27 protein-coding genes and 2 pseudogenes are annotated in these 24,439 nt (G+C 37.9%); 6 read left to right on the top strand and 23 right to left on the bottom strand.

Annotated features, from left to right (window positions below; all coding sequences use genetic code 11):
* The first annotated feature begins 229 nt into the window (after window positions 1–229).
* Window positions 230–1,009 (top strand): alpha/beta fold hydrolase, encoded by a 780-nt coding sequence (locus tag J7E63_RS20820; RefSeq protein WP_214999484.1) that lies wholly within the window; start codon window positions 230–232, stop codon window positions 1,007–1,009.
* 77 nt (window positions 1,010–1,086) lie between these two features.
* On the opposite strand, the gene J7E63_RS20815 is transcribed toward J7E63_RS20820, so the two are convergent.
* The 5 genes and pseudogenes from J7E63_RS20815 to J7E63_RS20795 form a co-directional block, all read right to left on the bottom strand.
* A complete protein-coding gene (locus J7E63_RS20815; RefSeq protein ID WP_215015778.1) occupies window positions 1,087–2,160 on the bottom strand; it encodes an alpha/beta fold hydrolase in 1,074 nt (357 codons plus the stop codon).
* A gap of 21 nt (window positions 2,161–2,181) precedes the next feature.
* The gene (locus tag J7E63_RS20810) at window positions 2,182–2,748 is read right to left on the bottom strand and encodes a polyhydroxyalkanoate biosynthesis repressor PhaR (RefSeq protein WP_168242579.1); all 567 of its coding nucleotides are present in this window, start codon (window positions 2,746–2,748) and stop codon (window positions 2,182–2,184) included.
* Between the two features lie 22 nt (window positions 2,749–2,770).
* Entirely contained in the window at window positions 2,771–3,394 is a 624-nt protein-coding gene (locus J7E63_RS20805; protein ID WP_215015774.1) for a hypothetical protein, read from the bottom strand.
* Window positions 3,378–3,860, bottom strand: a complete 483-nt coding sequence (locus tag J7E63_RS20800) for a hypothetical protein (RefSeq protein WP_215015772.1) — start codon at window positions 3,858–3,860, stop codon at window positions 3,378–3,380. The genes J7E63_RS20805 and J7E63_RS20800 overlap by 17 nt, the downstream gene beginning before the upstream one ends.
* Window positions 3,861–3,896: 36 nt before the next feature.
* A pseudogene (locus J7E63_RS20795) lies at window positions 3,897–4,204 on the bottom strand (SDR family oxidoreductase); the annotation flags it as partial.
* A 31-nt stretch (window positions 4,205–4,235) separates the two neighbouring features.
* On the opposite strand from J7E63_RS20795, the gene J7E63_RS20790 reads away from it, so the two are divergent.
* Together J7E63_RS20790 and J7E63_RS20785 are read left to right on the top strand one after the other, a co-directional pair.
* Window positions 4,236–4,379, top strand: a complete 144-nt coding sequence (locus J7E63_RS20790) for an alpha/beta fold hydrolase (protein WP_215015770.1) — start codon at window positions 4,236–4,238, stop codon at window positions 4,377–4,379.
* Between the two features lie 93 nt (window positions 4,380–4,472).
* Window positions 4,473–5,276, top strand: coding sequence for an alpha/beta fold hydrolase (locus tag J7E63_RS20785; RefSeq protein ID WP_215015768.1), 804 nt, complete (start codon window positions 4,473–4,475; stop codon window positions 5,274–5,276).
* A gap of 296 nt (window positions 5,277–5,572) precedes the next feature.
* Here the strand turns inward: J7E63_RS20785 and J7E63_RS20780 are convergent, their stop codons facing one another.
* The 6 genes from J7E63_RS20780 to yknW all read right to left on the bottom strand — a co-directional run bounded on the left by J7E63_RS20780 (window position 5,573) and on the right by yknW (window position 10,799).
* On the bottom strand, window positions 5,573–6,193 hold the full coding sequence (locus J7E63_RS20780) for a YitT family protein (RefSeq protein ID WP_215015761.1): 621 nt from the start codon (window positions 6,191–6,193) through the stop codon (window positions 5,573–5,575).
* Between the two features lie 167 nt (window positions 6,194–6,360).
* Window positions 6,361–7,524, bottom strand: a complete 1,164-nt coding sequence (trpB, locus tag J7E63_RS20775; RefSeq protein WP_215015759.1) for a tryptophan synthase subunit beta — start codon at window positions 7,522–7,524, stop codon at window positions 6,361–6,363.
* A 188-nt stretch (window positions 7,525–7,712) separates the two neighbouring features.
* Window positions 7,713–8,906 (bottom strand): ABC transporter permease, encoded by a 1,194-nt coding sequence (locus J7E63_RS20770; protein ID WP_215015757.1) that lies wholly within the window; start codon window positions 8,904–8,906, stop codon window positions 7,713–7,715.
* 37 nt (window positions 8,907–8,943) lie between these two features.
* On the bottom strand, window positions 8,944–9,201 hold the full coding sequence (locus J7E63_RS20765; protein WP_215015749.1) for a permuted SH3 domain-containing protein: 258 nt from the start codon (window positions 9,199–9,201) through the stop codon (window positions 8,944–8,946).
* Window positions 9,202–9,264: 63 nt separating this feature from the next.
* On the bottom strand, window positions 9,265–10,092 hold the full coding sequence (locus tag J7E63_RS20760) for an efflux RND transporter periplasmic adaptor subunit (RefSeq protein ID WP_215015747.1): 828 nt from the start codon (window positions 10,090–10,092) through the stop codon (window positions 9,265–9,267).
* Complete coding sequence (gene yknW / locus J7E63_RS20755) at window positions 10,092–10,799, bottom strand: YknW family membrane protein (protein ID WP_215015739.1); 708 nt, start codon at window positions 10,797–10,799, stop codon at window positions 10,092–10,094. Before yknW ends, J7E63_RS20760 begins: the two co-directional genes overlap by 1 nt.
* Before the next feature lie 175 nt (window positions 10,800–10,974).
* Between yknW and J7E63_RS20750 the strand changes: the two genes are divergently transcribed.
* On the top strand, window positions 10,975–12,075 hold the full coding sequence (locus J7E63_RS20750; protein WP_215015737.1) for an AI-2E family transporter: 1,101 nt from the start codon (window positions 10,975–10,977) through the stop codon (window positions 12,073–12,075).
* Between the two features lie 85 nt (window positions 12,076–12,160).
* On the opposite strand, the gene J7E63_RS20745 is transcribed toward J7E63_RS20750, so the two are convergent.
* The 8 genes from J7E63_RS20745 to cyoE form a co-directional block, all read right to left on the bottom strand.
* Window positions 12,161–12,916 carry a TPM domain-containing protein gene (locus J7E63_RS20745; protein WP_215015735.1) on the bottom strand — a complete coding sequence of 252 codons (756 nt, stop codon included), beginning with the start codon at window positions 12,914–12,916 and terminating at the stop codon, window positions 12,161–12,163.
* Complete coding sequence (locus J7E63_RS20740; RefSeq protein ID WP_374193772.1) at window positions 12,916–13,476, bottom strand: LemA family protein; 561 nt, start codon at window positions 13,474–13,476, stop codon at window positions 12,916–12,918. The genes J7E63_RS20745 and J7E63_RS20740 overlap by 1 nt, the downstream gene beginning before the upstream one ends.
* Before the next feature lie 172 nt (window positions 13,477–13,648).
* Window positions 13,649–14,206, bottom strand: a complete 558-nt coding sequence (locus J7E63_RS20735; protein ID WP_215015725.1) for a hypothetical protein — start codon at window positions 14,204–14,206, stop codon at window positions 13,649–13,651.
* Window positions 14,207–14,208: 2 nt separating this feature from the next.
* Window positions 14,209–14,841 (bottom strand): SCO family protein, encoded by a 633-nt coding sequence (locus tag J7E63_RS20730; protein ID WP_168242542.1) that lies wholly within the window; start codon window positions 14,839–14,841, stop codon window positions 14,209–14,211.
* Between the two features lie 105 nt (window positions 14,842–14,946).
* Window positions 14,947–16,629 (bottom strand): cbb3-type cytochrome c oxidase subunit I, encoded by a 1,683-nt coding sequence (locus J7E63_RS20725; RefSeq protein WP_215015723.1) that lies wholly within the window; start codon window positions 16,627–16,629, stop codon window positions 14,947–14,949.
* A gap of 14 nt (window positions 16,630–16,643) precedes the next feature.
* On the bottom strand, window positions 16,644–17,111 hold the full coding sequence (locus J7E63_RS20720; RefSeq protein WP_215015714.1) for a cytochrome c oxidase subunit II: 468 nt from the start codon (window positions 17,109–17,111) through the stop codon (window positions 16,644–16,646).
* A 15-nt stretch (window positions 17,112–17,126) separates the two neighbouring features.
* Window positions 17,127–17,276 carry a hypothetical protein gene (locus J7E63_RS20715; protein WP_215015712.1) on the bottom strand — a complete coding sequence of 50 codons (150 nt, stop codon included), beginning with the start codon at window positions 17,274–17,276 and terminating at the stop codon, window positions 17,127–17,129.
* Window positions 17,277–17,492: 216 nt separating this feature from the next.
* Window positions 17,493–18,434, bottom strand: a complete 942-nt coding sequence (gene cyoE, locus J7E63_RS20710) for a heme o synthase (protein WP_215015710.1) — start codon at window positions 18,432–18,434, stop codon at window positions 17,493–17,495.
* 295 nt (window positions 18,435–18,729) lie between these two features.
* Here cyoE and J7E63_RS20705 point away from each other — a divergent pair, with 295 nt between their 5' ends.
* The gene (locus J7E63_RS20705) at window positions 18,730–19,626 is read left to right on the top strand and encodes a DNA-3-methyladenine glycosylase 2 (RefSeq protein ID WP_374193771.1); all 897 of its coding nucleotides are present in this window, start codon (window positions 18,730–18,732) and stop codon (window positions 19,624–19,626) included.
* A gap of 327 nt (window positions 19,627–19,953) precedes the next feature.
* Here J7E63_RS20705 and J7E63_RS29755 read toward each other — a convergent pair whose 3' ends face one another.
* The gene (locus tag J7E63_RS29755) at window positions 19,954–20,403 is read right to left on the bottom strand and encodes a Gp49 family protein (protein WP_251033644.1); all 450 of its coding nucleotides are present in this window, start codon (window positions 20,401–20,403) and stop codon (window positions 19,954–19,956) included.
* A gap of 282 nt (window positions 20,404–20,685) precedes the next feature.
* Here J7E63_RS29755 and J7E63_RS20695 point away from each other — a divergent pair.
* Window positions 20,686–20,997: pseudogene (locus J7E63_RS20695) on the top strand (DNA-3-methyladenine glycosylase family protein); the annotation flags it as partial.
* 102 nt (window positions 20,998–21,099) lie between these two features.
* On the opposite strand, the gene J7E63_RS20690 reads toward J7E63_RS20695, so the two are convergent.
* From J7E63_RS20690 to kamA, 3 genes are all read right to left on the bottom strand, one after another.
* Window positions 21,100–22,602, bottom strand: coding sequence for an amino acid permease (locus J7E63_RS20690; protein WP_215015709.1), 1,503 nt, complete (start codon window positions 22,600–22,602; stop codon window positions 21,100–21,102).
* Window positions 22,603–22,705: 103 nt separating this feature from the next.
* Window positions 22,706–22,984, bottom strand: a complete 279-nt coding sequence (locus tag J7E63_RS20685; protein WP_215015708.1) for a YokU family protein — start codon at window positions 22,982–22,984, stop codon at window positions 22,706–22,708.
* A gap of 2 nt (window positions 22,985–22,986) precedes the next feature.
* Window positions 22,987–24,396, bottom strand: coding sequence for a lysine 2,3-aminomutase (gene kamA, locus J7E63_RS20680; protein WP_215015959.1), 1,410 nt, complete (start codon window positions 24,394–24,396; stop codon window positions 22,987–22,989).
* Window positions 24,397–24,439: the final 43 nt, after the last annotated feature.

Genomic DNA, 24,439 nt, shown 5'->3' with positions numbered 1-24,439 from the left:
CCTTTAAACCTGACAACATTTTTTCATTTTAGTTACCCTTTACTTTCCCGCCTCTTGTTTTCTCACTTTTAAGAATAAGGAGACTACCTGTACATATATATGTGTTTTACACCCATATGTAATATTTCCCCACAAGTAATTATATAATAAAATAATCAGAATTATATATGTATACACCGTTCAAATATTGGGAACATAAGTTGTATAAAACAACTAGGAGGAATGAAGGTTGAGTAAAATATTCAAAAGTTACTCCGAGATTCCTTATTTGCGTCTTGGTGCTGGTGAGCCGTTAGTATTTATTCACGGTCTTGGTGAGGTGAAGGAGGGTTGGTCACATCAGTTTGAATTTGCGAACCAGTTTGACTTAATTATCCCTGATTTACGCGGACATGGAGAGTATATATCACCTGGGGAGATATCGATAGAAAACTTTGCTCGTGATGTAATCAGTTTAGTGAAAGGGCTTGGATTTGAAAGCGCGCACATTTGTGGATTGTCTATGGGTGGAGTGGTAGCGCAAGAAATATATCGTCAAGCGCCTGAAATGTGCCGTTCCTTAATGCTGGTAAGCACTTTACATTATGCTCCAAGAGAACTGGGCAAACTATTTATAAAATTCAGGAAATTACGCGCAGAAAAAAAAGCTCTTGAGGCTATAACAGAAAGTTCAGCAAAGGTCTGCCTCTATTCTTGGTCAAAGGAAAATTTTGAAAACTTTTCAAAATTTTACAAGCCTAACAAAGAATTTTTCTTTAAAGCAATGGAGGCATGTCTAAAAGTAAATAATATAACTTTACTCCCTAAGATAAAAGTTCCAACCTTAATTATTGGCGGGCAGTATGATTCAATCACCCCTATATGGATTCAATGTATGATGCATAAACAAATTCGCCATTCAGAATTTGTTATTTTCAGGAATACTGGCCATATTGTTAAGTTAGAGGCGAAAGATGAATTTAACGAAGTTCTACGGACATTTTTGAACAAACATAAAACGGCAAGTTAGAGAGGAAGGATTCTCCTTCCTCTTGTTCATTGCCTATATTTATTATATATTTCCTTGTACCAAACTTTATTACACAATCATTTTGAAAGCGGATTTGAGCGACTGGATGCCCATTGATCAACAATACTCGCAAACATACCAGATAATGCAAGTCCAACATGGCCTGATTCAACGCAAAGATACGTTTTATCCTTACTAGATACTAAATCCATAATTGGCTTACTTTGTTCTTCGAGAACTAAATTGTCTCTAGAGCCAGAAATAACGAATAGATTGGCATCAATATTCCGTAAATCTGCCTTTTTGTTTCCAACTACTAATTCCCCTTTAACAAGCTTGTTATCCCTAATTAGGTCATTAACTAATTGTTTATAAGCCTCCCCAGTAAAAGGAACCTGATCAAGAGTCCACTTATTCATTCGACGCCACTTATCCACATACCGCTGATCGTGGGCTCGATTTAAAAGCATCGTATAGTTAGTGAAATAAATTGGTGATCCAACCGCTCTAAACATCATTTCAACATATTTAGGCGGGACCACCCCATAAACATCAAGGAAATGATCAATGTTAAAATCTCCCTCTTTGAGGCCCTCAGCCCATTTATCTTGTCCGATAAATGTAGAGAAATCAATTGGTACGGTTGCAACAATTAAATTTTTTATGGGTTCTTCTGCAATCGATGCATAGATTGAGGCAATCGTCCCGCCTAAACAGTAGCCAACTAATGTAATTTCTTCTACTCCAGAATGGCGAATAGCCCTCTTCACCGCTGTTTTTAAATATTTCTCGATATAGGTGTCAAGACCGATTTTTTTATCTTCATAGCCTGGTATACCCCAATCCAATAAATACACATCATAGCCCATTTCGGTTAGGTTCTTAATAACACTTGTCTTTGGGTCTATATCTAAAATGTAGGGTTTATTAAATAACGAATACACGAAAAACAAAGGAATCTCATACTTCTTCTGTTTTGCAGGATAATACCATAAAACTGATTTATTTTTTTTCCATACTTCAGTTCTTGGAGTCTGACCTGTCTTAGGCTCAGGTTCACTCAAAATCTTATAGACATTAGACCAACGTTCCATTTCTTTCTGATAATCCAATTCAGGAATGAACCCCATTAATGGTGTTTCTGTTGACAATGTCATACCTCCGATTCATTTTTATTTGGATGAGCCTGATCCAGTTAACTCTTGTTCCGTACTTGTGCCTTTAAGAATAAGACCCTTTAAAGTCTCAAATTCTTCTTTAAAATTTGTTAATTTCATGATTTCAAACTTCATTTCTTGAAGTTCGGCATGTAATTCTTTTGTGTCTATTTGCTCTTTTTTCGTTTTTACTAATTCCATTTTAAGCTGCTTTGTCAGTTTAATAATTTCTTTGGAAATTTCTACAACACTCTCAATCTCTTTGCTTTGGGTCTTCATGGAATCTTGAAGTTCCCAAATTTGTCCCTCAAGTGCTTCAATTTTCTCTTCTGCTTGGATCGTTAAAGTCGCAACATTAGAGACATCATTTTTAGTAGGCAAATTTAGTACACTAGCAAGTGCTTCTTGATTCATTTTTAATTCCTCCAGAAAACGGGAATTAATTTCAGTCCCAAATTTGGACATTTTCACGAAATCTTTGTTATCAGTCAACAGGTAGATAAAATCATTAATCTGTTTTTCCCACAATAAACTTAACTTATGAAGGGATTCATATGGATCGTAAGGTTTTTTACCTGACATTACTTACACTCCTATATTGTTATTATTTAGCTTGCTCGGTTACGTCCTTCATATAATTTTGAAATGGCAGCATCGCTGTTTTGACTTGTTTAGTCAACATGTTCACAAATACTTTTTGATTTTCAAATAAAACATTGCTAGTTTTCTTTACACTCTCAATATATTTTTCTCTGCCATTTTTTCGATAATCAATATATTGTTCAACTGTTTCCACGTATTTATCTAGTGCTTCCAATTGACCAGTTATTAACGCTTGAGTAGGTGTTAATAATAGATTTGCAGTTTTATTTTGAATGTCATCTACTACTTGGTTAATTTCTTCATAGGATTTCACTGGAAAAAAATTCTGTAGTGAAGTTGTGGTCATAAGTAATTCTTCGCGTGCTGCTTTCTCCCATTTTTTAAGTTCCATGCCAAATTGAGAAGCAATCGTGATTGCATTTTCCTGATTCTGTTTAAGCTTTTCCACATAGTTCTTTACAGTCTCTAAGAAAAGTTCATCCTGTTTGTTAAAGCGCTCTGCCCAGGCATCCAATTCATTAAAGCCAAGTTTCCATACAAGGTCTAGACTTGTTAAATCCTTTTCCACATCTACCACAGTTTCTTGGTTTTCAACTTCTAGTACAGTTTCAGTTTTTTTCGTCATTGTTATTCTCCTCCAAATTTAAATGATTTGTAAAAAAAAATTGTTTTAATTCTAAAAGCTCTGATTCTAGGCTTTTTATCTTGCAGTCGTGGATATCCTTTACTTCCATTTCTAAAACGGATAGTAGGTCTTCACATGACTTCCGAACCATTCTTAGCTGGGTATTGTTCTTCAACTGGCTTTGTTTAATCTCGTAGATCGCATCATCAAAAAAATCTAATTTTTCCTCATAATCTACAATTCTTACAGAAATAGCACTTATTTCATCCTTATTCGGAAGATCTAAATGCTTTAACCACCTAGTTGTTAACCTTTTGTGAATTCTTATCTGTTTCACATGTACTTCCAATGCCCTCCCAAAAGCCAAAGTAAAGCTGCGTTTGTTGGTATGGGCATGGATTTGTTCATTCCATTTTTTTTCAAGCTTTTTATAAAAAGCATCCATTTCTTGATGGGTGTACTTCATTTATACCCCTCTTAACTGCCAGTCAGTATCTACCTTTTACTGTACACTGGCAGTCGTGCCCCCGTCAACGACAAGTACATGACCATAAACATAGTTAGAAGCATCCGAAGCTAAGAAAAGTGCAAGTCTTTCATATCATCATCAGAACCAAAACGGCCTGCTGGTGTTCTCTCAAGTATTTTTTCACCTGAATAATCCAAGATGGCTTTAGCCATTTTAGTCGGGAAAAATCCAGGAGCAATTGCATTCACATGAACATTAAATGGTGCTAATTTAACGGCTAAATCCTTCGTTAATGTAATGACAGCGCCTTTGCTTGCAGCATAACCAATCGCATCCATTACTTCACAATATGATTCAGTAATTCCTGTTTGGATGCAGCTTTTAATGCATAAAAAAATTCAACACTCTGAATTTGTCATTATAAGGAATACTGGTCATATTGCAAAGTTAGAGCAAAAGGATGCCTTTAACAGGATTCTTCGCAACTTTTTGAAAAAACACTCAAAAGTAAGTTAAGGGGAGGATGGTTCCTCCCCTCTTCTATGTTCTTTACTATTGCACATTATCATATAATTTACCGTTATCTATGTAAAGGAGGAGTTTTTTAGAATGCCAATAACCAACGGGAATGGAATTAATCTTTATTATGAGATTCATGGTGAGGGTGAACCCTTACTATTAATTATGGGGTTGTCACTAAATTCAAAATCTTGGTTTAAAACTCTACCTGCTTTAAGCGAGCATTTTAAGGTAATTATTTTTGATAATCGCGGTACAGGTCTCAGCGACAAACCAGATACTCCCTACTCTATCGAGAAAATGGCGGAAGATGCAAGGTGTGTCTTGGATGCTGCCGGTGTTGACTCAGCCCATGTATATGGCATATCCATGGGGGGGATGATTGCACAAAGATTAGCACTTATGTATCCCACACGGGTTCGTTCGCTTGTTCTAGGTTGTACAACCTCAGGCGGAGTAAATCATGTACAACCTAGTGCCGATGTCTCGATGTCAATGCTTTCAAGGGGCTCCTCTATTGCAACACCAGAAGAAATGGCATGGGCCACGGCTCCAATCCTTTACAGTCAAGCATTTATCGAAAATCAGCGGGAATTAGTTGTAGAGGACATCCAAAAAAGAATAGAGATACCTGTTCTTCCCTATGCCTATATACTTCAGCTCCAGGCCTGCTTAGCCCATGATACTTACAGCGAGATTGACCAAATCAAGATTCCTACATTGGTGATCCATGGAGACGAAGATAAATTGGTCCCATACCAAAATGGGGTAACATTAGCAGAGAAAATTCCGAATGCTGAATTTTTGACTATACAAGGTGCAGGTCATATCTATGTAACCGAAGCCAATGACTTAGTGAATGAAAGAGTGCTAGAATTTTTAAAGAAACAATAGCTCTCAAGTTACCTAAAAAACGCCCGGTCACATAGGTGACCGGGCATTTTGGTATGATAAGATAAGGTTTTCCTATTCTCAATTAAAATTTTTCCTTCGCAATCTCTTCATCTCACGATTAAAAAAAGTGAGTATGCCTACAAGTCTATTTCTATGATTTTCAAAAGGCTCATGTCGAAATTTATAAGAATTGTATTGGTTGTTCATAAAATTTTAACAACAAATTATCAATTTTATTTGAAAAAAAATCGAAATCGCCATTTATAACAAGTAAACACCAAGGAAAAACTTTTAAATTAATGAGTCTGAATAGAAATATCAATAGTCTTATAGGCTATGAGAAAGGTTGCTATAGAGTATAATGCCTCTTTGAGACCAAATATGAAAATCGAACTTCCAAAGATGAATATATTAAATAACAGAATAATTTGCCCTATTGAAAAAGGGGAACGTTTACTAAACAGAATGGCCAACACCTCTGTCCCATCAAAACATCCGCCAAACCGAATGGTTATTCCAACTCCGAGTCCTAAACTAATACCTCCAAGGACAATCACTACAATCGGGCTATCAGTTATGACAGGAAACGGTTCTAATAAATAGGTTTCAATTGATAGGACAAGTATAGCAAATAGGCTTAGCATGAGAAATCTTCTACCCAGAAATCGATATGCAATTAGGAAAAAAGGAGTATTTAATATCAACAAAAACAATCCTATTTCTTCACTTGTAATATGTGAAAGAAGGATGCTTATTCCAATAATTCCCCCGTCTATAATATGATTTTCTACCAAAAATAATTGCAAGGAAATAGCGACCAGAGATGCCCCCAAGAAAATAATAAAAACCCGCTGATAAAAAGGGAATCCACCTGACCTGCTAAAATCAATATAGAATTTTATTTTTTTCCTATACATACTTGTCCCCTTTTGAATCCAAAGTGCGGTCACATGTGTTCTAAAATTATATTCAATTTATAGAGAAAAATTCTTTATAGCTCAAATGAATAAAAAAGAGCCGCTGCAACAAATTCACATTTGTTACTAACGACTCTTTTTTAGGTCAATATTTTAATGCTGTTAAATTATTTTAACATCTTAAATACTTGCTCCACATCTTTATCGCCACGGCCTGATAAGTTAACAATCAGCACATCGTCGTTTGCCAATTCTTTTGCCAACTTAATGGCGTATGCTACAGCATGAGAACTTTCTAACGCAGGAATAATGCCTTCAGTCTTGCTTAATACCTGAAACGCCTCGAGTGCTTCTTGCCCGGTTACGGTTACATATTCGGCCCGCCCGCTGGTTTTCAAATGGCTGTGCTCAGGACCGACACCAGGATAATCAAGTCCTGCAGCAATCGAATACGTTGGTTTAGGCTCGCCCTTCTCATCTAGTAATGTTAAACATCTAAAGCCATGGATCACAGCTGGGATCCCTTCAGTCATCGTCGGTGCCTCAGCTGGTTCAACTCCTATTAAGCGCACATCATTTTCGTCAATATAATGGGCAAAGGCACCAATAGCATTGCTCCCGCCTCCTGCACAGGCAATTACAGCTGTTGGAAGCCTGTCTTCTTTTTCAAGAATTTGACGTTTCGATTCTTCACTGATAATTGCTTGGAAGTGTTTGACCATTGTTGGATAAGGATGAGGACCCACGGCCGAACCTAATAGATAGAAGGTATTTTTATAGTTTTGCACCAAGTCGCCCAAGGCTTCATCGACGGCATCCTTTAAGCGGCCCTGCCCTTTATCAACAGGTACAACTTTGGCTCCTAATAATTCCATTCGAAAGACATTGAGCGCTTGGCGTTCCGTATCCAGTTTACCCATATAAATAATACATTCCATCCCAAACATGGCACATGCGGTTGCAGTTGCCACACCGTGCTGGCCTGCTCCCGTTTCAGCAATAATTCGCTTTGCGCCCATTCGTTTTGCTAATAGAATCTGCCCAATTGCATTATTAATTTTGTGTGCCCCTGTATGATTCAAATCTTCTCGTTTCAGATAAATTTTTGCCCCTTGATTTTGCTTGGTTAAATTTTCAGCGAATGTTAACGGATTCTCTCTGCCTACATATTCTTTTAGGTAATATTTGAATTCCTCAATAAATTCCGGGTCATCTTTATACCGGAAAAATTGCTCTTCTAATTCGTTCATTACTAGTTGTAAATCCTCGGGTACAAAACTTCCGCCAAACTCTCCAAAATAGCCTTTATTCTCTACATTCACTTTCTCCATGCTCTGCTCGACTCCTTCTAATCTATTTTTATAACTCAGCCACAATTTTATTATATTAACTGAATATTCCTAAAATTATTTTACCATACAGTCCATTTTCTGCAAATATTTTTAACTATTCAGTTTCAACGGAAAAAGCCTACACATCGTGTAGACTTTATGTACTAGATTCCTTAAAAAGACCCTGTTTATTCATATCTCAATGAGTCAATCGGGTCGAGTTTTGAAGCTTTATTTGCTGGAAGCAGTCCAAACACAACACCAATTACCATCGAAAACAAAACGCCGCCTAACACTACTTGCCAAGACACCAAGGCTGGCCAGCCAGCAAAGAAACTCACTATAGTTGACGTTCCCCAGCCTAGTAATATTCCGAGGATGCCGCCAATTAAGGTAAGTGTCATCGATTCTATTAAAAATTGGGTCAATACCTGGCCTCGAGTTGCGCCTAATGCCATACGAATTCCTATTTCCCTTGTTCTTTCTGTCACCGAAACAAGCATGATATTCATAACACCAATCCCGCCAACAAATAAAGAGATACCGGCAATACTCCCGATAATTAAGGTCATGATTTTTGTAATTTGCCCTACTCCTTGAGCGATTTCCTCCATATTGATAACCTGATAAGACTTTTCCGTATTATGCAGATTATTTAAAAGCTTAGCAGCCTTTTTACCTGCAACCTGCAATTGCTCAGCTGACGCTGCTTGAAGGGTTACTTGAGTAAAATCGCTGCTTCCGTAAATAGTTTTCCATGTTTGGAAAGGTAGATAAACCTCCATTGATCCAAAGGAAAAAAGTCCGGTTGGTTTTTCTAAAACCCCAATGATTTCAATTGGTTGATTGGCTACTGTAACAATATCTCCGACGGGATTTTTCCATTTAAATAATTCCTCCTGCAATTTGTTACTGACTAACCCCACACGACGCCCGCCCAGAAAATCAGAAGCTGAAAAATTTCTTCCCTCTGCTACTTTCAACTCATTTAAATGGATATAAGCTTGATTTATACCGGTAGTAGACACATCACCTGTTTCCTTTTGAAATCGAAAAGTAGACAATTTTGTGCTTGATGCAACCACACGATTAATTTCCGGAATTTGTTCAAGCGCCCTGATATCTTCCTGTTTGAAGGGAGCTTGCTGAAATACATTAGGGTTTGCACGCATTTCTTCATTAGAAGGCTGATAAAATATCTCAATAGTATTCCCTGGGCCAGTAATCTGTGATTTAAGCATCGCCTCTCCGCCCTGTCCGATTGCTACCACGATTATGACAGCACCCACACCAATAATAATTCCAAGCATCGTTAGAATACTTCGCATCTTATGGGCTTTAAGTGAGCTTAAAGCCATAAAAAGATTTTCCATAAAACTCATAGGGCCGGCCCCCTAACACCCATAGAAGGCGATTGAATCATTCCATCTCTAACCATAATCGTTCGGTTCGCGTATTCCGCCACTTCTGATTCATGGGTAACGACGATATGACTTGGTCTCCTTTTGAAACACCTTCAAGGATTTCAATTTTCTTTCCTGATGTGATGCCTGTTTTGACATTCTCCTTATTGGCCTTTCCATCCTTTACAAGATACACATATGGCTTATCTCCATCATCAAATAATGCATCGAGCGGCAGGACCATTGCTGTCTTTTTGTCCGTTTCAATCTCCATAATGACTTGGAAACCTGGTTTTAACGTTTTGGTATCACCGGAAATTTTTACAGTTACGGGATACTATACAGCCTGGGTGCCATTTTGCAAACTGGTTGGGTTCTGCTCTGGCAAAATAGCAGTCTTGGTAATTACACCCTGCCACTCTTTTCCAGGTACTGCATCTGATCTGATAATCACTTTTTGTCCACTACTAACTTTTAGTGTATCGTATTCAGACAAAAGGCCCGATGCAGTCATTCCTTCTAACTTACCAATATGTATAATAGGCTCGTTTGCTGCTTCGATCGAAGGTGATACTGGCTTTTTTGCTGCTAAAACGATTCCATCCATTGTACTCTTAATCTCTAAGTCACCCTGGCGTTTGCTAATCAGGTCTTTTTGAACCTCTGTTTGCTTTAGTTCTATATTCGCTAACTCTTTTTCCATCTCAAGCTGTTCAAATTCAGGAGCAAGCTGTTTTTTAGCTTCCTTTTTTCCAACTCCAACCTGCTCACTTAACGTCTTTTCTTTATCCTCTAGCTGTTCTATTTTTTTATCTATTTGGCTTATTTTTAGGTTAGCTGATTGGATCGATAATTTATTTTGCTCAATTTCAAGCTCTAACTGAGCGTTCTGCAATTGCGCCAAGACAGTGCCTTTCTTTACTGTTTGACCTTCTTTTACTAGCATTTCCTTGATCTCCCCTTTATCAGGAGTTGCATACACAAGTTGTTCCTCTGGAAGTTTCACGGTACCGGGAATCATCAAAAGTGAGGAGATCTCCTCTTGGCTGATTTCTGCGGTTTTAACGGAAATTCCTTTTGCAAAAACTTGCCGGTAGACACTGACAGAAATCATAATGATGACCAAACTAATTACACCTAGCGCAATCCAAGTTTTCTTTTTCATTATAACTTCGGCACTCCTTGCAATAGAGTTCCTATCAAACCAAAGCCAATACTAATTAGGAAGAATATGATTGCAATCGTCCAGGCAAGCCCTTTAGAAAATTGGGCTGTTTTATTCAGTCCAAGTGCAGTTAATACAACTGACCAAATCCCAAATACCTCGATAGAACCTAAGACACCAGCCTTTTCTTGATTCAGCAGCCCTGCTAAACTAGTAATATATATTTCTGGGTTTCCACCGATTGCAAAGCTAATTGCCATATTTAAAATTAGACCTGCTGCAAAGCTAATTGCCATATTTAAAATTAGACCTGCTGCACCGATTATCATGATATAAGTATTCATAGAAAATAATTGTTTAAAAGAAACCGTTGAACTAGCGATTCTTGCAATCGCTAATTGGATCGCACTGCTGATTAGCACACCAAAAATAGGCGTAATGATACCTGTTACCATAACGGTTACTTTTGTAATGGTTAATACCAAATCTATCTGGTCTTTTGGCACTCCCTGTTCAATTAAAGTATCCGCATCCAAAGATAGTGCCATAAAGGACATTCCGATCACATAGAGAAAACTAATAATAATAAGCGGTACCCATATTTTCGGGCTTTGCTTAATCCTCTCAAACTGCAAACCTGGACTTGTAAACATTCCCAATAACTTCGGATTCTCATTCAAAGTATTCACTTCTTTTTGCAATTCCATGTTTAACACCCCTATTCCACATATGTAAAATATTCCTATTAAATACACGATAAAATGGGGCGAAAGTTTCATTTATTTTGAGCGGTGCCTGACACCATGAAAAATTCTAGAATTTGTCTTCTGTTCCATGTTTTTGATATAATTTTAGCTATAATAAAAGAAAAAGGGGTACATAATGTCAAAAAGAAAATTCCAATATGGGTTAATCCAGATCCTATTAATTTTAACCATCATCTTTGTTTCAACAAAGATTTCATTTTTATTCATGCCGATTGGGATCTTTTTCTCTACTCTTTTTTTCCCAATTCTTATTACCGGATTTCTATTTTTCTTACTAAATCCAATCGTTAATTTTCTTCAGCGTCAAAAAGTGCCGAGAATTCTTGCCATCCTCATCATTTATGTCGTGTTTATTGGCATTCTGGTATTAGCGATTGGCAGCTTGGTCCCTGCCATCACAGAGCAATTCACCGCCCTTGCGAATGCACTTCCTGATTATGCTAACAAGACCTTGCAGTATTTTGATAAGCTATCACGCAGTTCTGAATTCAAATGGATCATGAAAGAGCAAAATGATCTTTTGGAAACAGGTAAACAAAAACTGATTGCCTACGCAAATACCTTACCGGATAGGGTTACCGGTGGCATTACAAATATACTCGGTGTGTTTGCTAATATTGCGGTCATTTTAGCCACCGTTCCTTTTTTATTATTCTACATGTTTAAGGATGGACATAAGTTCCCTAAGGCCCTCACTAAATTCCTTCCTGCAACATATAGAGATGCCGGGTTGATTATGTTGAAAGAGACTGGTGAAACACTTTCCTCCTATATTCAGGGACAAGTTATTGTAGCCCTGTCAGTAGGAACTCTTGCTTTTTTTGGTTACTTGATTATTGATTTGCCATTTGCGCTAGTTATGGCCTTAATTGTAGCGTTTACCAACATAATTCCTTATGTCGGGCCAATTCTCGGCGGTGCCCCTGCTGTGATTGTTGCTCTTTTTGATTCACCTACCAAAGCCTTATTGGTTATCGTGATTATCGTTATCGCTCAGCAGGTTGAAGGCAATGTCTTATCTCCGCTCATCCTTGGAAAATCATTGGATACCCATCCAGCGACAATTATTATTGTTTTACTCGCTGCAGGAAATTTAGCTGGAATCTTAGGGATGGTGTTGGCAGTGCCGTTCTATGCCGTAGTAAAAACGATTGTTTTAAATGTAATAAAATTTCTAAGGGCTCGAAAAATGGCAACGATAACTGACGAACCATAAGAATTTATTAAAAAAAATTAATAGAATATAAAAAACTGTTAGGAGAAAGGCCTCCTAACAGTTTTTCCACTTTCTGGAAAGGGTATCACCATCCTCGGCCTGCACCACCGCCACCGGATGAACCTCCTCCGCCCCCTCTAGAACCACCACTACCACCGCCCCCTCTACCTCCACCTCTGGAGATTATAGATAAGAGAAGGTAGGTGAGCGTTCCTCCAAAAAACTTAAAATCTAAAAACACAACGCCAATAACAACAATGACCATTAACCAACCGGGAATACCCAATCCTTTTTCACCGGTTGCCTGTGTCTGCTTACTAACGTCTCCTTCATTGCCATACTCAGCGAGGACTTCTTTTGTTAGAGCTTTATAGGTTTCAACAATTGCTCGATTTGGCTGTTGATTTTTTAAAAATGGAACGGCATATTCATCAAGAATTCGACCTGCTTTTCCATCCGGAATTCTGCCTTCCAATCCATAGCCTACTTCAATCCTTACTTTGCGTTCATGCATGGATAAGACGAGCAATATACCGTTGTTTCCCTGTTTATTTCCGATTCCATATTGCCGAAAAGCTTCATTTGCAAACTCTTCTATCGGTCGATCCCCGATAGTACCCACAGTTAGAACAGCAATTTGTGCCGTTGTTTGGTCTTCAATGTTCCTGCCTAAATTGATTAATTCTGCTCTTTCTGTTTCGTTTAATACATTGGCAAAATCCTGTACGTAAATGTCTCCAACAGGTGCCGGAATTTGGACATCCTCAGCTTGTGCATTCACAGCACAGAGAAAAAAAGTGATAAACACCAACAAAAGGCTGAAGATCCGTTTTGTTTTCATTATTGATTGTCTCCAAAGTCAACTTTTGGAGCCCCTTTGGCACTAGGGTCCGCTTTAAAATATTCTTTTTCATCAAACCCAGTTATGCCTGCAATAATTGCCCCAGGGAATCTTTTTACTTTTTTATTGTACACCGCCACTTGATCATTATAATCTTTACGTGCGACAGCTATTCTGTTTTCTGTCCCTGCAAGTTCATCCATTAATTGGGTAAACTGCTGATTTGCTTTAAGATCGGGATAATTTTCTACGACTACAAGTAGACGGCTTAACGCACCTGAAAGTTCTGCGTTTGCTGTGGCTTGTGCCTGCGGCGTATTCGCACCGGCTAGTCTTGCACGTGCATCTGAGATTGATGCAATCACTTCTTTTTCATGCGAAGCAAAACCCTTCACTGTATTTACTAAGTTCGGAATTAAATCCAGTCTTCTTTGCAGTTGGTTTTCAATTTGAGAATAGGACTGGTCCACATTTTCCTCTAAATTGACAAAAGAGTTATAGCTGGAAATTAACATTGCACCAAAAATAACAATCACTGCTACAATTATTCCAATCACCATATAACCTTTTTTCAAAATCATCACGTCCCTTCCCTTATAGTATATTTCAATTTCAAAAAATTTTCCTTTTCCAACAGTTATCATTTGTAAAAAGTACCAAATTACATTCGTATTTTAGCCTTTTCACAAAATAGAGCCTAATCCATAAAGGATTAGGCTCATCTGTATTTAATTATTCATATTTCGATGGATCAACAAAAGCGATATAAACCTTATAAATTACCATGCAGATTGCCGTCGTCAAAAATCCCCAGCCAAGCGTGATTTGCTCGATTACAAGGTAGTTATTACATAATTGCACAGGCGAGTCAATGTACAACCAGCCCATTCCAAAAAACAAGATTGCAAAAAAGTAAAAAGTAATGTCCTTCCCAATTGGGCGAAGTTTTTTCCAGCTATCCCTTAGTGGTATACCAGCTAATAATGGTAAACTGACAAATTTAAATAGTTCCATGCTCTGTTCATTCAATGCTTCATCCATTGAACGAGGCAGCGTCCAGTAAACAACTATGATAACAAACAACAAAATTCCTGGTACACCATTACCATTCCATTTTTCAAAAAAGTGAGGGAATCGCAGTTGAAAAAATCGTGCTATTAGAAATCCTGTAAAAATTAACAAAGGCATTTGCATATGCATGTGAATAACCATGACTGATTCCATTAAATTTACAACAGGAGGAAGTATTAAGGCAAGAAGTAACAATAAGCCATAGATTGATTGCTTCAAGATTACTCCCCCGCTTCCTTCTTAAGAATGCCTACAAGCTTATTAGCAGCTTCATCAATCTTTTTATAGTCTAAGACATCAAGCAGACTGCCATTTTTATCCACCAAATAAAAAGCTGAATTATGTGCAAAACTTCCATTTCCGTCAGGAATAACAATAACACCAAATTCTTTTAACAACGAATCCAATTCAGCTTGATTTGGTATTCTTGCCATCCTCCATGTTTCTCCATCACTATTAAAATAGCCCCGGTACTTTTCTAATGTACCTGGATCATCCCTGACAGGATCAAAACTTATGCTTAAAAATTCAATATCTTTGCCCATATATTTGCTTGGTATCTTATCGTAAACCTTAGACATGTTCATTTCTAATTGCGGGCAAACTGTTGTACAAGACGTATATAGAAAGGTAATAAATACATACTTGCCCTTAAACTCAGAAATAGAATAATTTCGCCCTTTACTATCCTCAAAACTTACTTCAGGGAATTTGGGCTTATCGCCAATTAGTTTATTGACCCGTGCCGTTTCTGACGTAAATGCTCGGAATCCATCGGTTCCTATATAGAACAACGCACACCCAAATAAGATAACAAGCAAACACGCAAATGTATTATGCCGATTTTTGATCACGAAGATCACTTCCCAATTTATTGATTTTGCAATTATATATGACTAAATTAAGTATAAAGAGATAGCCCATACCAACGAGCTATCTCTTTTTTAATTAATATTATATTACCAAGTTTTGAATGGTGGTGATCCTGGAGGTGCATTAACGATAAATTCAGTTAATGGGATGACATAGGCCATTGCAACAACTAATAGCATTATTACAATCCAAAGGCCCCAACGCTCTGTCCAATATGGAGTTTTAGTTGCATTATCTTCTTCCTCAGCGATAGGAAATTCTGTTTCTCCCTTTGGTGCAAAAAACATCATATTCATTACTGCATACACTTGAAGAATAACACCAATAATTAACAAGGTACCGCCAACAGCTAAGCACATTAAATATGGGCTCCAGCTTAATGCTGTTGCATTGTCTCCATAAGTTGTAAAAGAAGTTCTACGCGGGGAACCAAGTAATCCAACCCAATGCATAGCCCCTGACATAAAGATCATTCCTATTGTCCAAATCCAAGTTTGGATCACACCTAATTTATTTATTTGCGGTGTTAATACACGTTTTGAAATATATGGAACTAACCAATAACTAATGCCAAAGAACGTCATCACTACGGACATGCCAAGCGTTAAGTGAAAATGTCCAACAATCCACATCGTATTATGAACGACCTGATCCAATTGGTTAGTGCTTTGAGCAATTCCACCAGCACCAGCAGGTATAAAGGCAATCATCGCAATCATTGGAGCTAGGAAACGAACATCGCCCCATGGCATTTTTTTATACCATCCGATTAAGCCTTTTCCACCTTGTTTTCTTGCTGTACGTTCAAAAACGGCAAACATGGCGAATGATGTCATTAAGGACGGGAATCCAATCGCCAAACTCATAAATACGTGCATAAATTTAACGGCTGGATCAATTCCTGGGTCAACAATTTGGTGATGGAATCCACCCGTAATATTCATAACTACTAAGCCAATAATAACGACACGAGTTAACGTATCACTCCAGCGTTTTCCACCAATAATTTTAGGTACAATAACATACCATGCGGAAACAGCAGTTAAATACCAAATATTAACTAATGTATGTCCAAAGGCCCAAAATAGTGTGCGTGCCACCATAACATTGATTGTTTCGACCCAGCCAAATGACCAAGGAATAATCATAACGATTACTTCTATCGCTACAGGCATGGAACCGAAAAATAATAGGACAAATACTCCAGTAGCAAAATAAGCAAGTATTGGTACATGCTGTCCTTTGTTATTCTTTCTCCAATTCGCAACCTGGATAAAGGCACCGAAAGCACACATCCAAACACCAACCACAATTAATGCTAAACCAATATAAAACATTGGTGCAGCTGCCATTGGCGGATAGAAAGTATACATGACAGATGCATCACCCATAATGATTGGAATTACTGCTAAAACAAACCCGACAATCTTCAATCCAAAGCCAATCCATGCGATCTTTCTTACTTTTGGAAGAATCCCTCCTAAAGTATGTGAAAGACTGGCATAAAAATAACCAATCGTAAAGAAAGCAGTTAATACAACAACTAATAGTAAACCATGTGCTGTCAGAACTTGATAATAGTTAATCCATGATGGTAATTCCAGAATTCCTGCACGGTTCAGTCCCTGCACAAGGCCAAGAATTCCGCCAAGTAGTAATGCTATAAATGCTACAAATATATATGATTTCGTTAATAGGGCATCTTCCTTGCTGATTCCCATCACTTTACCTGCTTTATCTTTAAATGTCTGTGATTTTGCTGTTTGCATTTTGTTTCCCCCCTTTATTTAACCGTAATCGTTGTACTCATCATTTGGTGACCGGCACCGCAATATTCATTACATAACACTAAATACGTTCCCGCTTTATTAAATTTTTGAGTGATTTTTTGAATATGTCCTGGCATGACCATTGCATTTAAGTTTGTACCTGCAACTTCAAATCCATGGACAACATCTTTTGAGGTTAATGTAAAATGCACTGTCGATCCAGCAGGGACTTCGATATTACCTGGATTAAAACTGAAAGCTTGTAATGTCATAACTACTTCATATTCATTTTCGCCAATCTTTGTAATACCCGGTTTTTTGAATGGTGCTGTTTGGTCTACCTTTTGTGGATCAATTAGTTCATTATTACTCGGCGGTCCCATTTCCAAGGCAAATGCTTGATAGCCAGTAATAAGCATGAATATCACGATCATACCGAAACTCAAGGTAAGCCATATTTTTTCATCAAGACTCATTTTCATATCTATCATCCCCTCCTATACTCTAGCCATATAAAGACCATATAATATTAAATACGTAGCGAGAATTACGACCCCAACCACTCCTACAGAAATCCATGTTCCTTTTAATGGTGTCTCTTGCCTTTCACCATGCTTTTTTTTGTTGTTAACTTTTGTGTCCCCCACTGAAAATCAACCCCCTTATATTTCATACCTTAATAATAGATGGGAATGATTATCATCGAAGTGAACTGTATCACATTTGCTCAGCTTTTTTCGTGAACACCCAAAAGGAACTGCCTTTTTCAAACACAAAAAAGCTGCTCCAATAGTTTGCAAATAACTTGCATACTCTCGGAACAGCCTTCACTTTTCTATAGTTTGAGTTTTATTTGATCTCGACTAACTAAATACCGGCAATGTAACAATTACCATCAAGAGAAACAATATAGTTATATAATTAACGGAATATAGAAAATTCACATGTGCCCATTTTAAATCATCTTTAGTAAAAAATCCGCTGATACTCACAACCAACCATCCAACGTTAAGCAATGTAGCAATCACCATAAATGTAGTTCCAAGCATCGTTAATAAAAATGGTAATGGAAATAAGCAAGCAATATAGATCACCATTTGCCGTTTAGTCTCTGCCAATCCGCGAACAACGGGAAGCATGGCTACTCCAGCTGCTTTGTATTCTTTATATTTCTTTACAGCAATCGCAAAGGTATGCGGCATTTGAAAAATAAACAAGATAAGAAACAAGATCATTGGGACTCTTTGAAAACCAGGTGCGATGGCTGTCCATCCTATTAAAGGTGTAACGGCACCGGAAATACTTCCAATTACTGTATTAATTGTATACCGCCGTTTTGACCACATGGTATATAAAAAAACATAAGTAAACCATCCGACAAAGGAGTATATCGCCGCTTCAACGGTCGTAAAGAGTAAAAGGATTTGACCTAATACGCTTAGAGCAATACCTATTGTTAAAACTGCGTTCAAAGAAATATTCCCCGTTACTGTTGGACGACCCTTTGTTCGATCCATTACAGTGTCAATATCAACATCGTACCAGTTATTGAGCGCGAGGGCCCCGGCCATTACCATTGTACTTCCGAAAATTGTTAAGAAAAATAGATCCAGGTGTGCTGTAAAAGAAGTATTGGTAAAATGTAAGGCTAACCAGAATCCTGCAAAGACAGGCAAAACATTAGCGATTAATACATTTGCTTTGAAAAGTAACTTTAGATCAGTCATTATGTTAGATGTATTTCGTTGATTCAATATCGTAACTTTCCCATCCTTCTGTAGAGAAGGTATCTCATTATTGGTCATCTAATATCCTCTCCTAAGAAGTCTTCCAAACAAACCAAAGATAATTCTATCATACTACATTTCGATTATCTCACAAAATCCGGTGTCAGGCACCTGGAAATGGCTGTTGGATATTTCCATTTGGAACTTCTAGTTTAATACTCCTGTCCTTTCTTCAAAGAATCAATAAGGACATTTTGAATATAACAGCATGATATTAAAATTAATTTTACATATCTGTGATTATAATAGAATATAGCAAAAATGATGGGTGGGGATTAAATTGTCCAATACACTAAACACACTTGGGGAAGAAATTAACGAAGTTAATGAAGATATTGTCATTCCATTGCCTGAAGCGTTTGATATGAAAGCAAACTTTGGATACCTGCAGCGGAATAAAAATGAATGTATGTATGAAATTGAAAATGATAACATTACAAGAGTCATCGCGAGTGGCGAAATTCAAACACTTGTACAAATAAAAGTGAACGAGAAAAACCAAATGGTTGTACACTTTTTAAAAGGTAAACCGCGCAATCCTAATAAGGTAGTCCATTATATTCGAGAATGGTTTGACCTCGATAACGATTTAACTCCCTTTTATGAAATTGCCAAAGCTGATCCCTTACTTAAATTGCCCGTAAAAGACTTTTATGGATTACGCCTTATCGGCATTCCCGATTTGTTTGAAGCTCTTTGCTGGGGGGTCTTAGGCCAGCAAATTAACTTAGGATTCGCTTACACATTAAAGAGACAATTCGTTGAAAAATTTGGTGAATCCATCGAATGGGACGGCAAAAATTATTGGATATTCCCATCCTATGAACGAATTGCACAACTCACACCAAAGGATCTCGCAGATATTAAAATGACCGTCAAAAAGAGTGAATATATTATTGGAATTGCCAAATTAATGGCGAGCGGCGAATTATCCAAGGAAAAATTATTGGAAGCCGGTCATTTTAAAGAGGTCGAAAAAAGCTTAATTAAAATACGCGGGATTGGCCCCTGGACAGCCAATTATGTGCTGATGCGCTGCCTTCGTTTTCCGACTGCCTTCCCAATCGATGATGTCGGTCTAATTAATGCTATAAAAACGCTGCTAAATATGGATAGAAAGCCGACCAAAGAAGAAATCCTCGCATTATCAATCCCATGGGCGAATTGGGAATCCTATGCAACTTTCTATTTATGGCGTGTTCTCTATTAAATCAATAAAGAGGATAATTGTATTCGGGCAGATTAAATTGGTGGCAGGATGTTGGATTTTGCCACCACCATTCCACCAACTTACCACCAGAATGTTCCTGCATTCGATATGTGTCGAAAACTGGTCACTACTTAAGTTTGTAAGAATGTTGGATTTACCGTTCGTGTTCTTTATGATCTCATCGGGCAATTAGAATTCTTATGAATGAACCAAATCGATTTTCCAACAGTTTAGTTCTTGCTTTTTAGAAAAACAGGGTCAACATAAAAAAACCCTGAACACAATGATTCTTGCATTCAGGGTTCGGACTTTTCGCAGCTCCACATTCTAAGACTGTATCGCTACACTTTGAGTTTTGTAAGCTTCAAGCTCACTAATTTTATGTTTAATCCGTTCCAAACAAATCTGGGTGTTTGTTTCTTTGTTATAGGATGCCTCATCTACACTGGTTATCGATTCGGTGATGATAAACCCATTGGGCAGCTGGACCGCAACCATAGTGCATCTTCCAAAAGCCTTAACAACTTTAACCCGAGATTTTTCGATCATTTCATTGATATCCGCTTGTACGCTATGATTTATCATTAGTGCCTTTGCTTGTTGTTTCTCAATAGAGGAATAATCGGATGATGGTTCAAATGCCATTTCAAAGGCTAGCATTGTTGTTTCAATGACCTCATCATTGTTGATATCCCTAACCTTCACTTTCCCATTCGCTGTGATTTCCAACAATTCCATTACACTATCTGGCGACCCTTTCACTTGGTATATCTTCAAGCTCTTTCCCTCCACCATGCCTTTTTAAATAAGCTTCCGTTAAATTAGTCTATTCAGCATGTAGAAAAGCTGTGAAACTTGATAAAAAATTACTAACCGTTCATACGAGATAAGCCAGGCCACATCGCAAGAGGCCTGACACTAACTAGGAATCATAGCTCTTTTTCAAATACAATCATATCTAAAGCTCTTATCCCGTTTTCAAAGATCGGTGTTGGATAGGCTTTAAAAAAGTCTCTCTTAATTTCGGCCATTCTAAATCCGCAGCTTTTGAAAGAAAGCGGAATTGCCAAATTAATGGCGAGCGGCGAATTATCCAAGGAAAAATTAATGGAAGCCGGTCATTTTAAAGAGGTCGAAAAAAGCTTAATTAAAATACGCGGGATTGGCCCTTGGACAGCCAATTATGTGCTGATGCGCTGCCTTCGTTTTCCGACTGCCTTCCCAATCGATGATGTCGGTCTAATTAATGCGATAAAAACGCTGCTAAATATGGATAGAAAGCCGACCAAAGAAGAAATCCTCGCATTATCAATCCCGTGGGCAAATTGGGAATCCTATGCAACCTTCTATTTATGGAGAGTTCTCTATTAGTCAAAAAGCACTAGCTAGGTATTTAGCTTGTGCTTTTTGACAGGTCCATAGCTATTCCATTTTAATTCACCTTATAGAATTTATACCCATCCTCTATACCTTCTATTTTGATGATATCTCATCAAAAGAACATTCCTTTAGTGGAACGACCTTCGATTTATGAACAAGTTTATACCCAAGCCATAATGCCAAAAAGATCGGTAAACCAATATACGACACGGCTATTCCATACCAATCAATCTCACTTGCTAGAAAAGCTTGATAATTTTGGCCGAAAATGACAAAGACACACATCGCAAAAGCAAGAATCGGACCAAGCGGGAACCATTTCGCTTTAAATTTCAAATCATTCATGTCCCTGCCCTGGGCCATATATGCTTTTCTAAAACGATAATGGCTGACTGCAATTCCTAGCCATGCAATAAATCCAGTTAAGCCTGACGCATTTAATAACCATGTATACACTTGATCTCCAAAAATGGACGTTAAAAAGGCAAAGCCTCCGATAATCGTCGTCATGACAAGGGCATTCATCGGAATCCCGCGATCATTTACATTTTGTAAAAATTTAGGCGCCTGACCGTCTTTTGCCATGGACCAAAGCATGCGTGTCGATGCATATAAACCGGAACTCCCTGCAGATAAAACCGATGTCAAAATGACCGCATTCATCACAGATGCCGCAAATGCAATGCCCACTTTCTCAAATACAAGGGTAAAAGGGCTGACAGCGATGCTATCGACATCCCTGCCTAAAAGGTTTGGACTTGTATAAGGAATAATAAGGCCAATGACAGCGATGGCAACGACATAGAATAGAAGAATTCGCCAAAATACTTGTCGAATCGCCTTTGGTACGTTTTTCTCCGGCTCTTCACTTTCTCCTGCAGCAATCCCCACGAGTTCCGTTCCTTGAAAGGAAAAACCTGCAATGAAAAAAATACTTAAAATGGATAAAAGACCGCCATGAACCGGAGCATCTCCTATAGTAAAGTTTTTAAACCCGATAAACTGTCCACCAAGAATACCGAAAATGGTAAGCAAACCGACTCCAATGAAAACGATGATTGTCACTACTTTTATTAAGGAGAACCAATACTCGGATTCCCCGTAACTTTTAACCGACAATGCATTCAATAAAAATATTAGACCTAAAAACAGTGCACTCCACACGATGCTCGGTACATCTGGAAACCAGAACTTCATAATAATAGCTGATGCAGCTATTTCAACCGCCAGTGTCACAGCCCAGTTGAACCAATAATTCCAACCAAGCGCAAAACCAAATGCCGGATCGACAAAACGGCTGCCATAAGTTGAAAAGGATCCCGAAATCGGCATTAAGGTAGCCATTTCTCCGAGGCTTGTCATCAAAAAGTAGACCATGATGCCGATAGCTCCATAAGCTATTAGCGCTCCACCAGGGCCAGCTGTTTGAATGGACGTCCCTGTCGCTAAAAATAAACCTGTCCCGATTGACCCTCCAATAGCAATCATTGTCATGTGACGTGCCTTTAGATTGCGTTTAATATGCTCTTTACTTTCCTTATTATTCTGATGTTTCTGATTATTTTGGTCATTATTATAGATGTTGGTTGCTTCCATTCTTGTCCTCCTTAATTTTTCATCTATTAGCATCTATCTAACTTCTTAGAAAACATATGCCATCTCCCACTTTATATTGAAAAATGAGAGATGGCTTGGCTAATTATTTCGAAAAATCAAAGTAGTTTCGCTTCAATAAGCGTGGAGCGGCCATAAGTGTTTCATACGTCATACTTTTTTCGAGCTTTGAGCAATCAATTAAAAATAGATGATCCTCAATTTCTTTCACCGTATGATCTGTTTGATAGGTCATACCGCATTCCAAGCAATGAATGGATGGAGTGTCCTGAATTTCGATCGCATTTGTTCCATCTGGAAGTTCCCAATACACTTTGTTGCTCGTTTCACGTGCTGTGTCAGATTCGCACCATTGACAAATCAAAATTATTCCTCCTTTGCTCCCACTGTTTCATATTTCTTCATTTGTGATTGGAATTTTTTCTCTTTTAACTCGTCACGTTTGTCACGTTTATCTTTTAATGAACTATGCTCAGTATTTTCCTTATACGTTTTGCGGCGATCTAACCGTTTTAATCCTTCAGGTGTAAGGTTAAATTTCGTATCATCAATAATGGATAGAACACCATTACTTTCAAACTTTTCAAACACTTCAGGATATACCCTTTTGTAGTAATCCTCTGCACTGCCTGACTGATAATTTGTTGGTTCTGGATAGGATGTAATAACACCTTCAAAGTTACGTAATACGACTTTATTAGCACTTTGAGAAATGATATAGTTCGGCTGCAATGGAATTTTACCGCCTCCACCCGGGGCATCAACAATAAATGTCGGAACGGCATAACCCGATGTATGGCCGCGAAGTCCTTCCATAATTTCCAATCCTTTGCTGATTGGTGCACGGAAATGGCCAATCCCTTCTGATAAATCACATTGGTAAATATAATATGGCCGAACACGAATTTTAACAAGGTCATGCATAAGCTGTTTCATGATCGGTACACTGTCGTTAATGCCTGCTAAAATAACAGCCTGGTTACCAACAGGTACACCAACATTTGCAAGCATTTCACATGCACGCTTCGATTCTTCCGTAATTTCAATAGATGTATTGAAATGTGTATTCAACCAAACTGGATGATACTTTTTCAAGATATTACAAAGATTTTCAGTAATACGCTGTGGGAATACAACAGGTGCTCTTGTACCGATACGAATAATTTCTACATGCGGAATCTCACGTAAATTCTTTAAAATATATTCTAAAATATTGTCATTAATAAGGAGGCCGTCTCCTCCGGAAATTAACACATCTCGAATCTGTGGGTTAGATGCGATATAATTAATCGCTGTGTCTAACTGTTTCTTTGGTACACCCATTCCGATTTGTCCGGAGAAGCGCCTTCTTGTGCAGTAACGGCAGTACATGGAGCATTGATTTGTTACTAGGAACAACACGCGATCAGGATAACGATGTGTTAACCCAGGTACTGGTGAATCTTCATCTTCGTGCAGGGGATCTTCTAAATCATATCTTGTTTTATGCAATTCCGCAGAAATCGGAACAGACTGCATTCGAACCGGACATCTTGAATCATCAGGATCCATAAGCGATGCATAATATGGCGTGATGTTTAATGGGATTGTTTTTGTTGAGATTAAAACCCCTTCCTCTTCTTCTGGTGTTAAGTTAACTACTTTCTTTAAGTCTTCTAAATTTTTGATAGTATTCGTCAATTGCCAAACCCAATCGTTCCATTGCTCATCTGTAACATCCTTCCAAAGCTCGATTTCTTTCCAATGTCTTTTTGGTTTGAATAAATTGTTTCTCATCATAACTCCTCCTAAAAATAGCCTATTTTTTAATGAATTCTCC

Source organism: Bacillus sp. ISL-75 (assembly GCF_018613095.1).
This window is presented reverse-complemented; position numbering and strand designations above follow the sequence as displayed.

Excerpts from the sequence above, each read along its gene's own strand:
- J7E63_RS20810 (WP_168242579.1), bottom strand. The coding sequence starts at position 2,748 with ATGTCAGGTAAAAAACCTTACGATCCATATGAATCCCTTCATAAGTTA.
- J7E63_RS20805 (WP_215015774.1), bottom strand. The coding sequence starts at position 3,394 with ATGACGAAAAAAACTGAAACTGTACTAGAAGTTGAAAACCAAGAAACT.
- J7E63_RS20800 (WP_215015772.1), bottom strand. The coding sequence starts at position 3,860 with ATGAAGTACACCCATCAAGAAATGGATGCTTTTTATAAAAAGCTTGAA.
- J7E63_RS20790 (WP_215015770.1), top strand. The coding sequence starts at position 4,236 with ATGCAGCTTTTAATGCATAAAAAAATTCAACACTCTGAATTTGTCATT.
- J7E63_RS20785 (WP_215015768.1), top strand. The coding sequence starts at position 4,473 with ATGCCAATAACCAACGGGAATGGAATTAATCTTTATTATGAGATTCAT.
- J7E63_RS20780 (WP_215015761.1), bottom strand. The coding sequence starts at position 6,193 with ATGTATAGGAAAAAAATAAAATTCTATATTGATTTTAGCAGGTCAGGT.
- trpB (WP_215015759.1), bottom strand. The coding sequence starts at position 7,524 with ATGGAGAAAGTGAATGTAGAGAATAAAGGCTATTTTGGAGAGTTTGGC.
- J7E63_RS20770 (WP_215015757.1), bottom strand. The coding sequence starts at position 8,906 with ATGAGTTTTATGGAAAATCTTTTTATGGCTTTAAGCTCACTTAAAGCC.
- J7E63_RS20765 (WP_215015749.1), bottom strand. The coding sequence starts at position 9,201 with ATGGAGATTGAAACGGACAAAAAGACAGCAATGGTCCTGCCGCTCGAT.
- J7E63_RS20760 (WP_215015747.1), bottom strand. The coding sequence starts at position 10,092 with ATGAAAAAGAAAACTTGGATTGCGCTAGGTGTAATTAGTTTGGTCATC.
- yknW (WP_215015739.1), bottom strand. The coding sequence starts at position 10,799 with ATGGAATTGCAAAAAGAAGTGAATACTTTGAATGAGAATCCGAAGTTA.
- J7E63_RS20750 (WP_215015737.1), top strand. The coding sequence starts at position 10,975 with ATGTCAAAAAGAAAATTCCAATATGGGTTAATCCAGATCCTATTAATT.
- J7E63_RS20745 (WP_215015735.1), bottom strand. The coding sequence starts at position 12,916 with ATGAAAACAAAACGGATCTTCAGCCTTTTGTTGGTGTTTATCACTTTT.
- J7E63_RS20740 (WP_374193772.1), bottom strand. The coding sequence starts at position 13,476 with ATGGTGATTGGAATAATTGTAGCAGTGATTGTTATTTTTGGTGCAATG.
- J7E63_RS20725 (WP_215015723.1), bottom strand. The coding sequence starts at position 16,629 with ATGCAAACAGCAAAATCACAGACATTTAAAGATAAAGCAGGTAAAGTG.
- J7E63_RS20720 (WP_215015714.1), bottom strand. The coding sequence starts at position 17,111 with ATGAAAATGAGTCTTGATGAAAAAATATGGCTTACCTTGAGTTTCGGT.
- cyoE (WP_215015710.1), bottom strand. The coding sequence starts at position 18,434 with ATGACCAATAATGAGATACCTTCTCTACAGAAGGATGGGAAAGTTACG.
- J7E63_RS20690 (WP_215015709.1), bottom strand. The coding sequence starts at position 22,602 with ATGGAAGCAACCAACATCTATAATAATGACCAAAATAATCAGAAACAT.
- kamA (WP_215015959.1), bottom strand. The coding sequence starts at position 24,396 with ATGAGAAACAATTTATTCAAACCAAAAAGACATTGGAAAGAAATCGAG.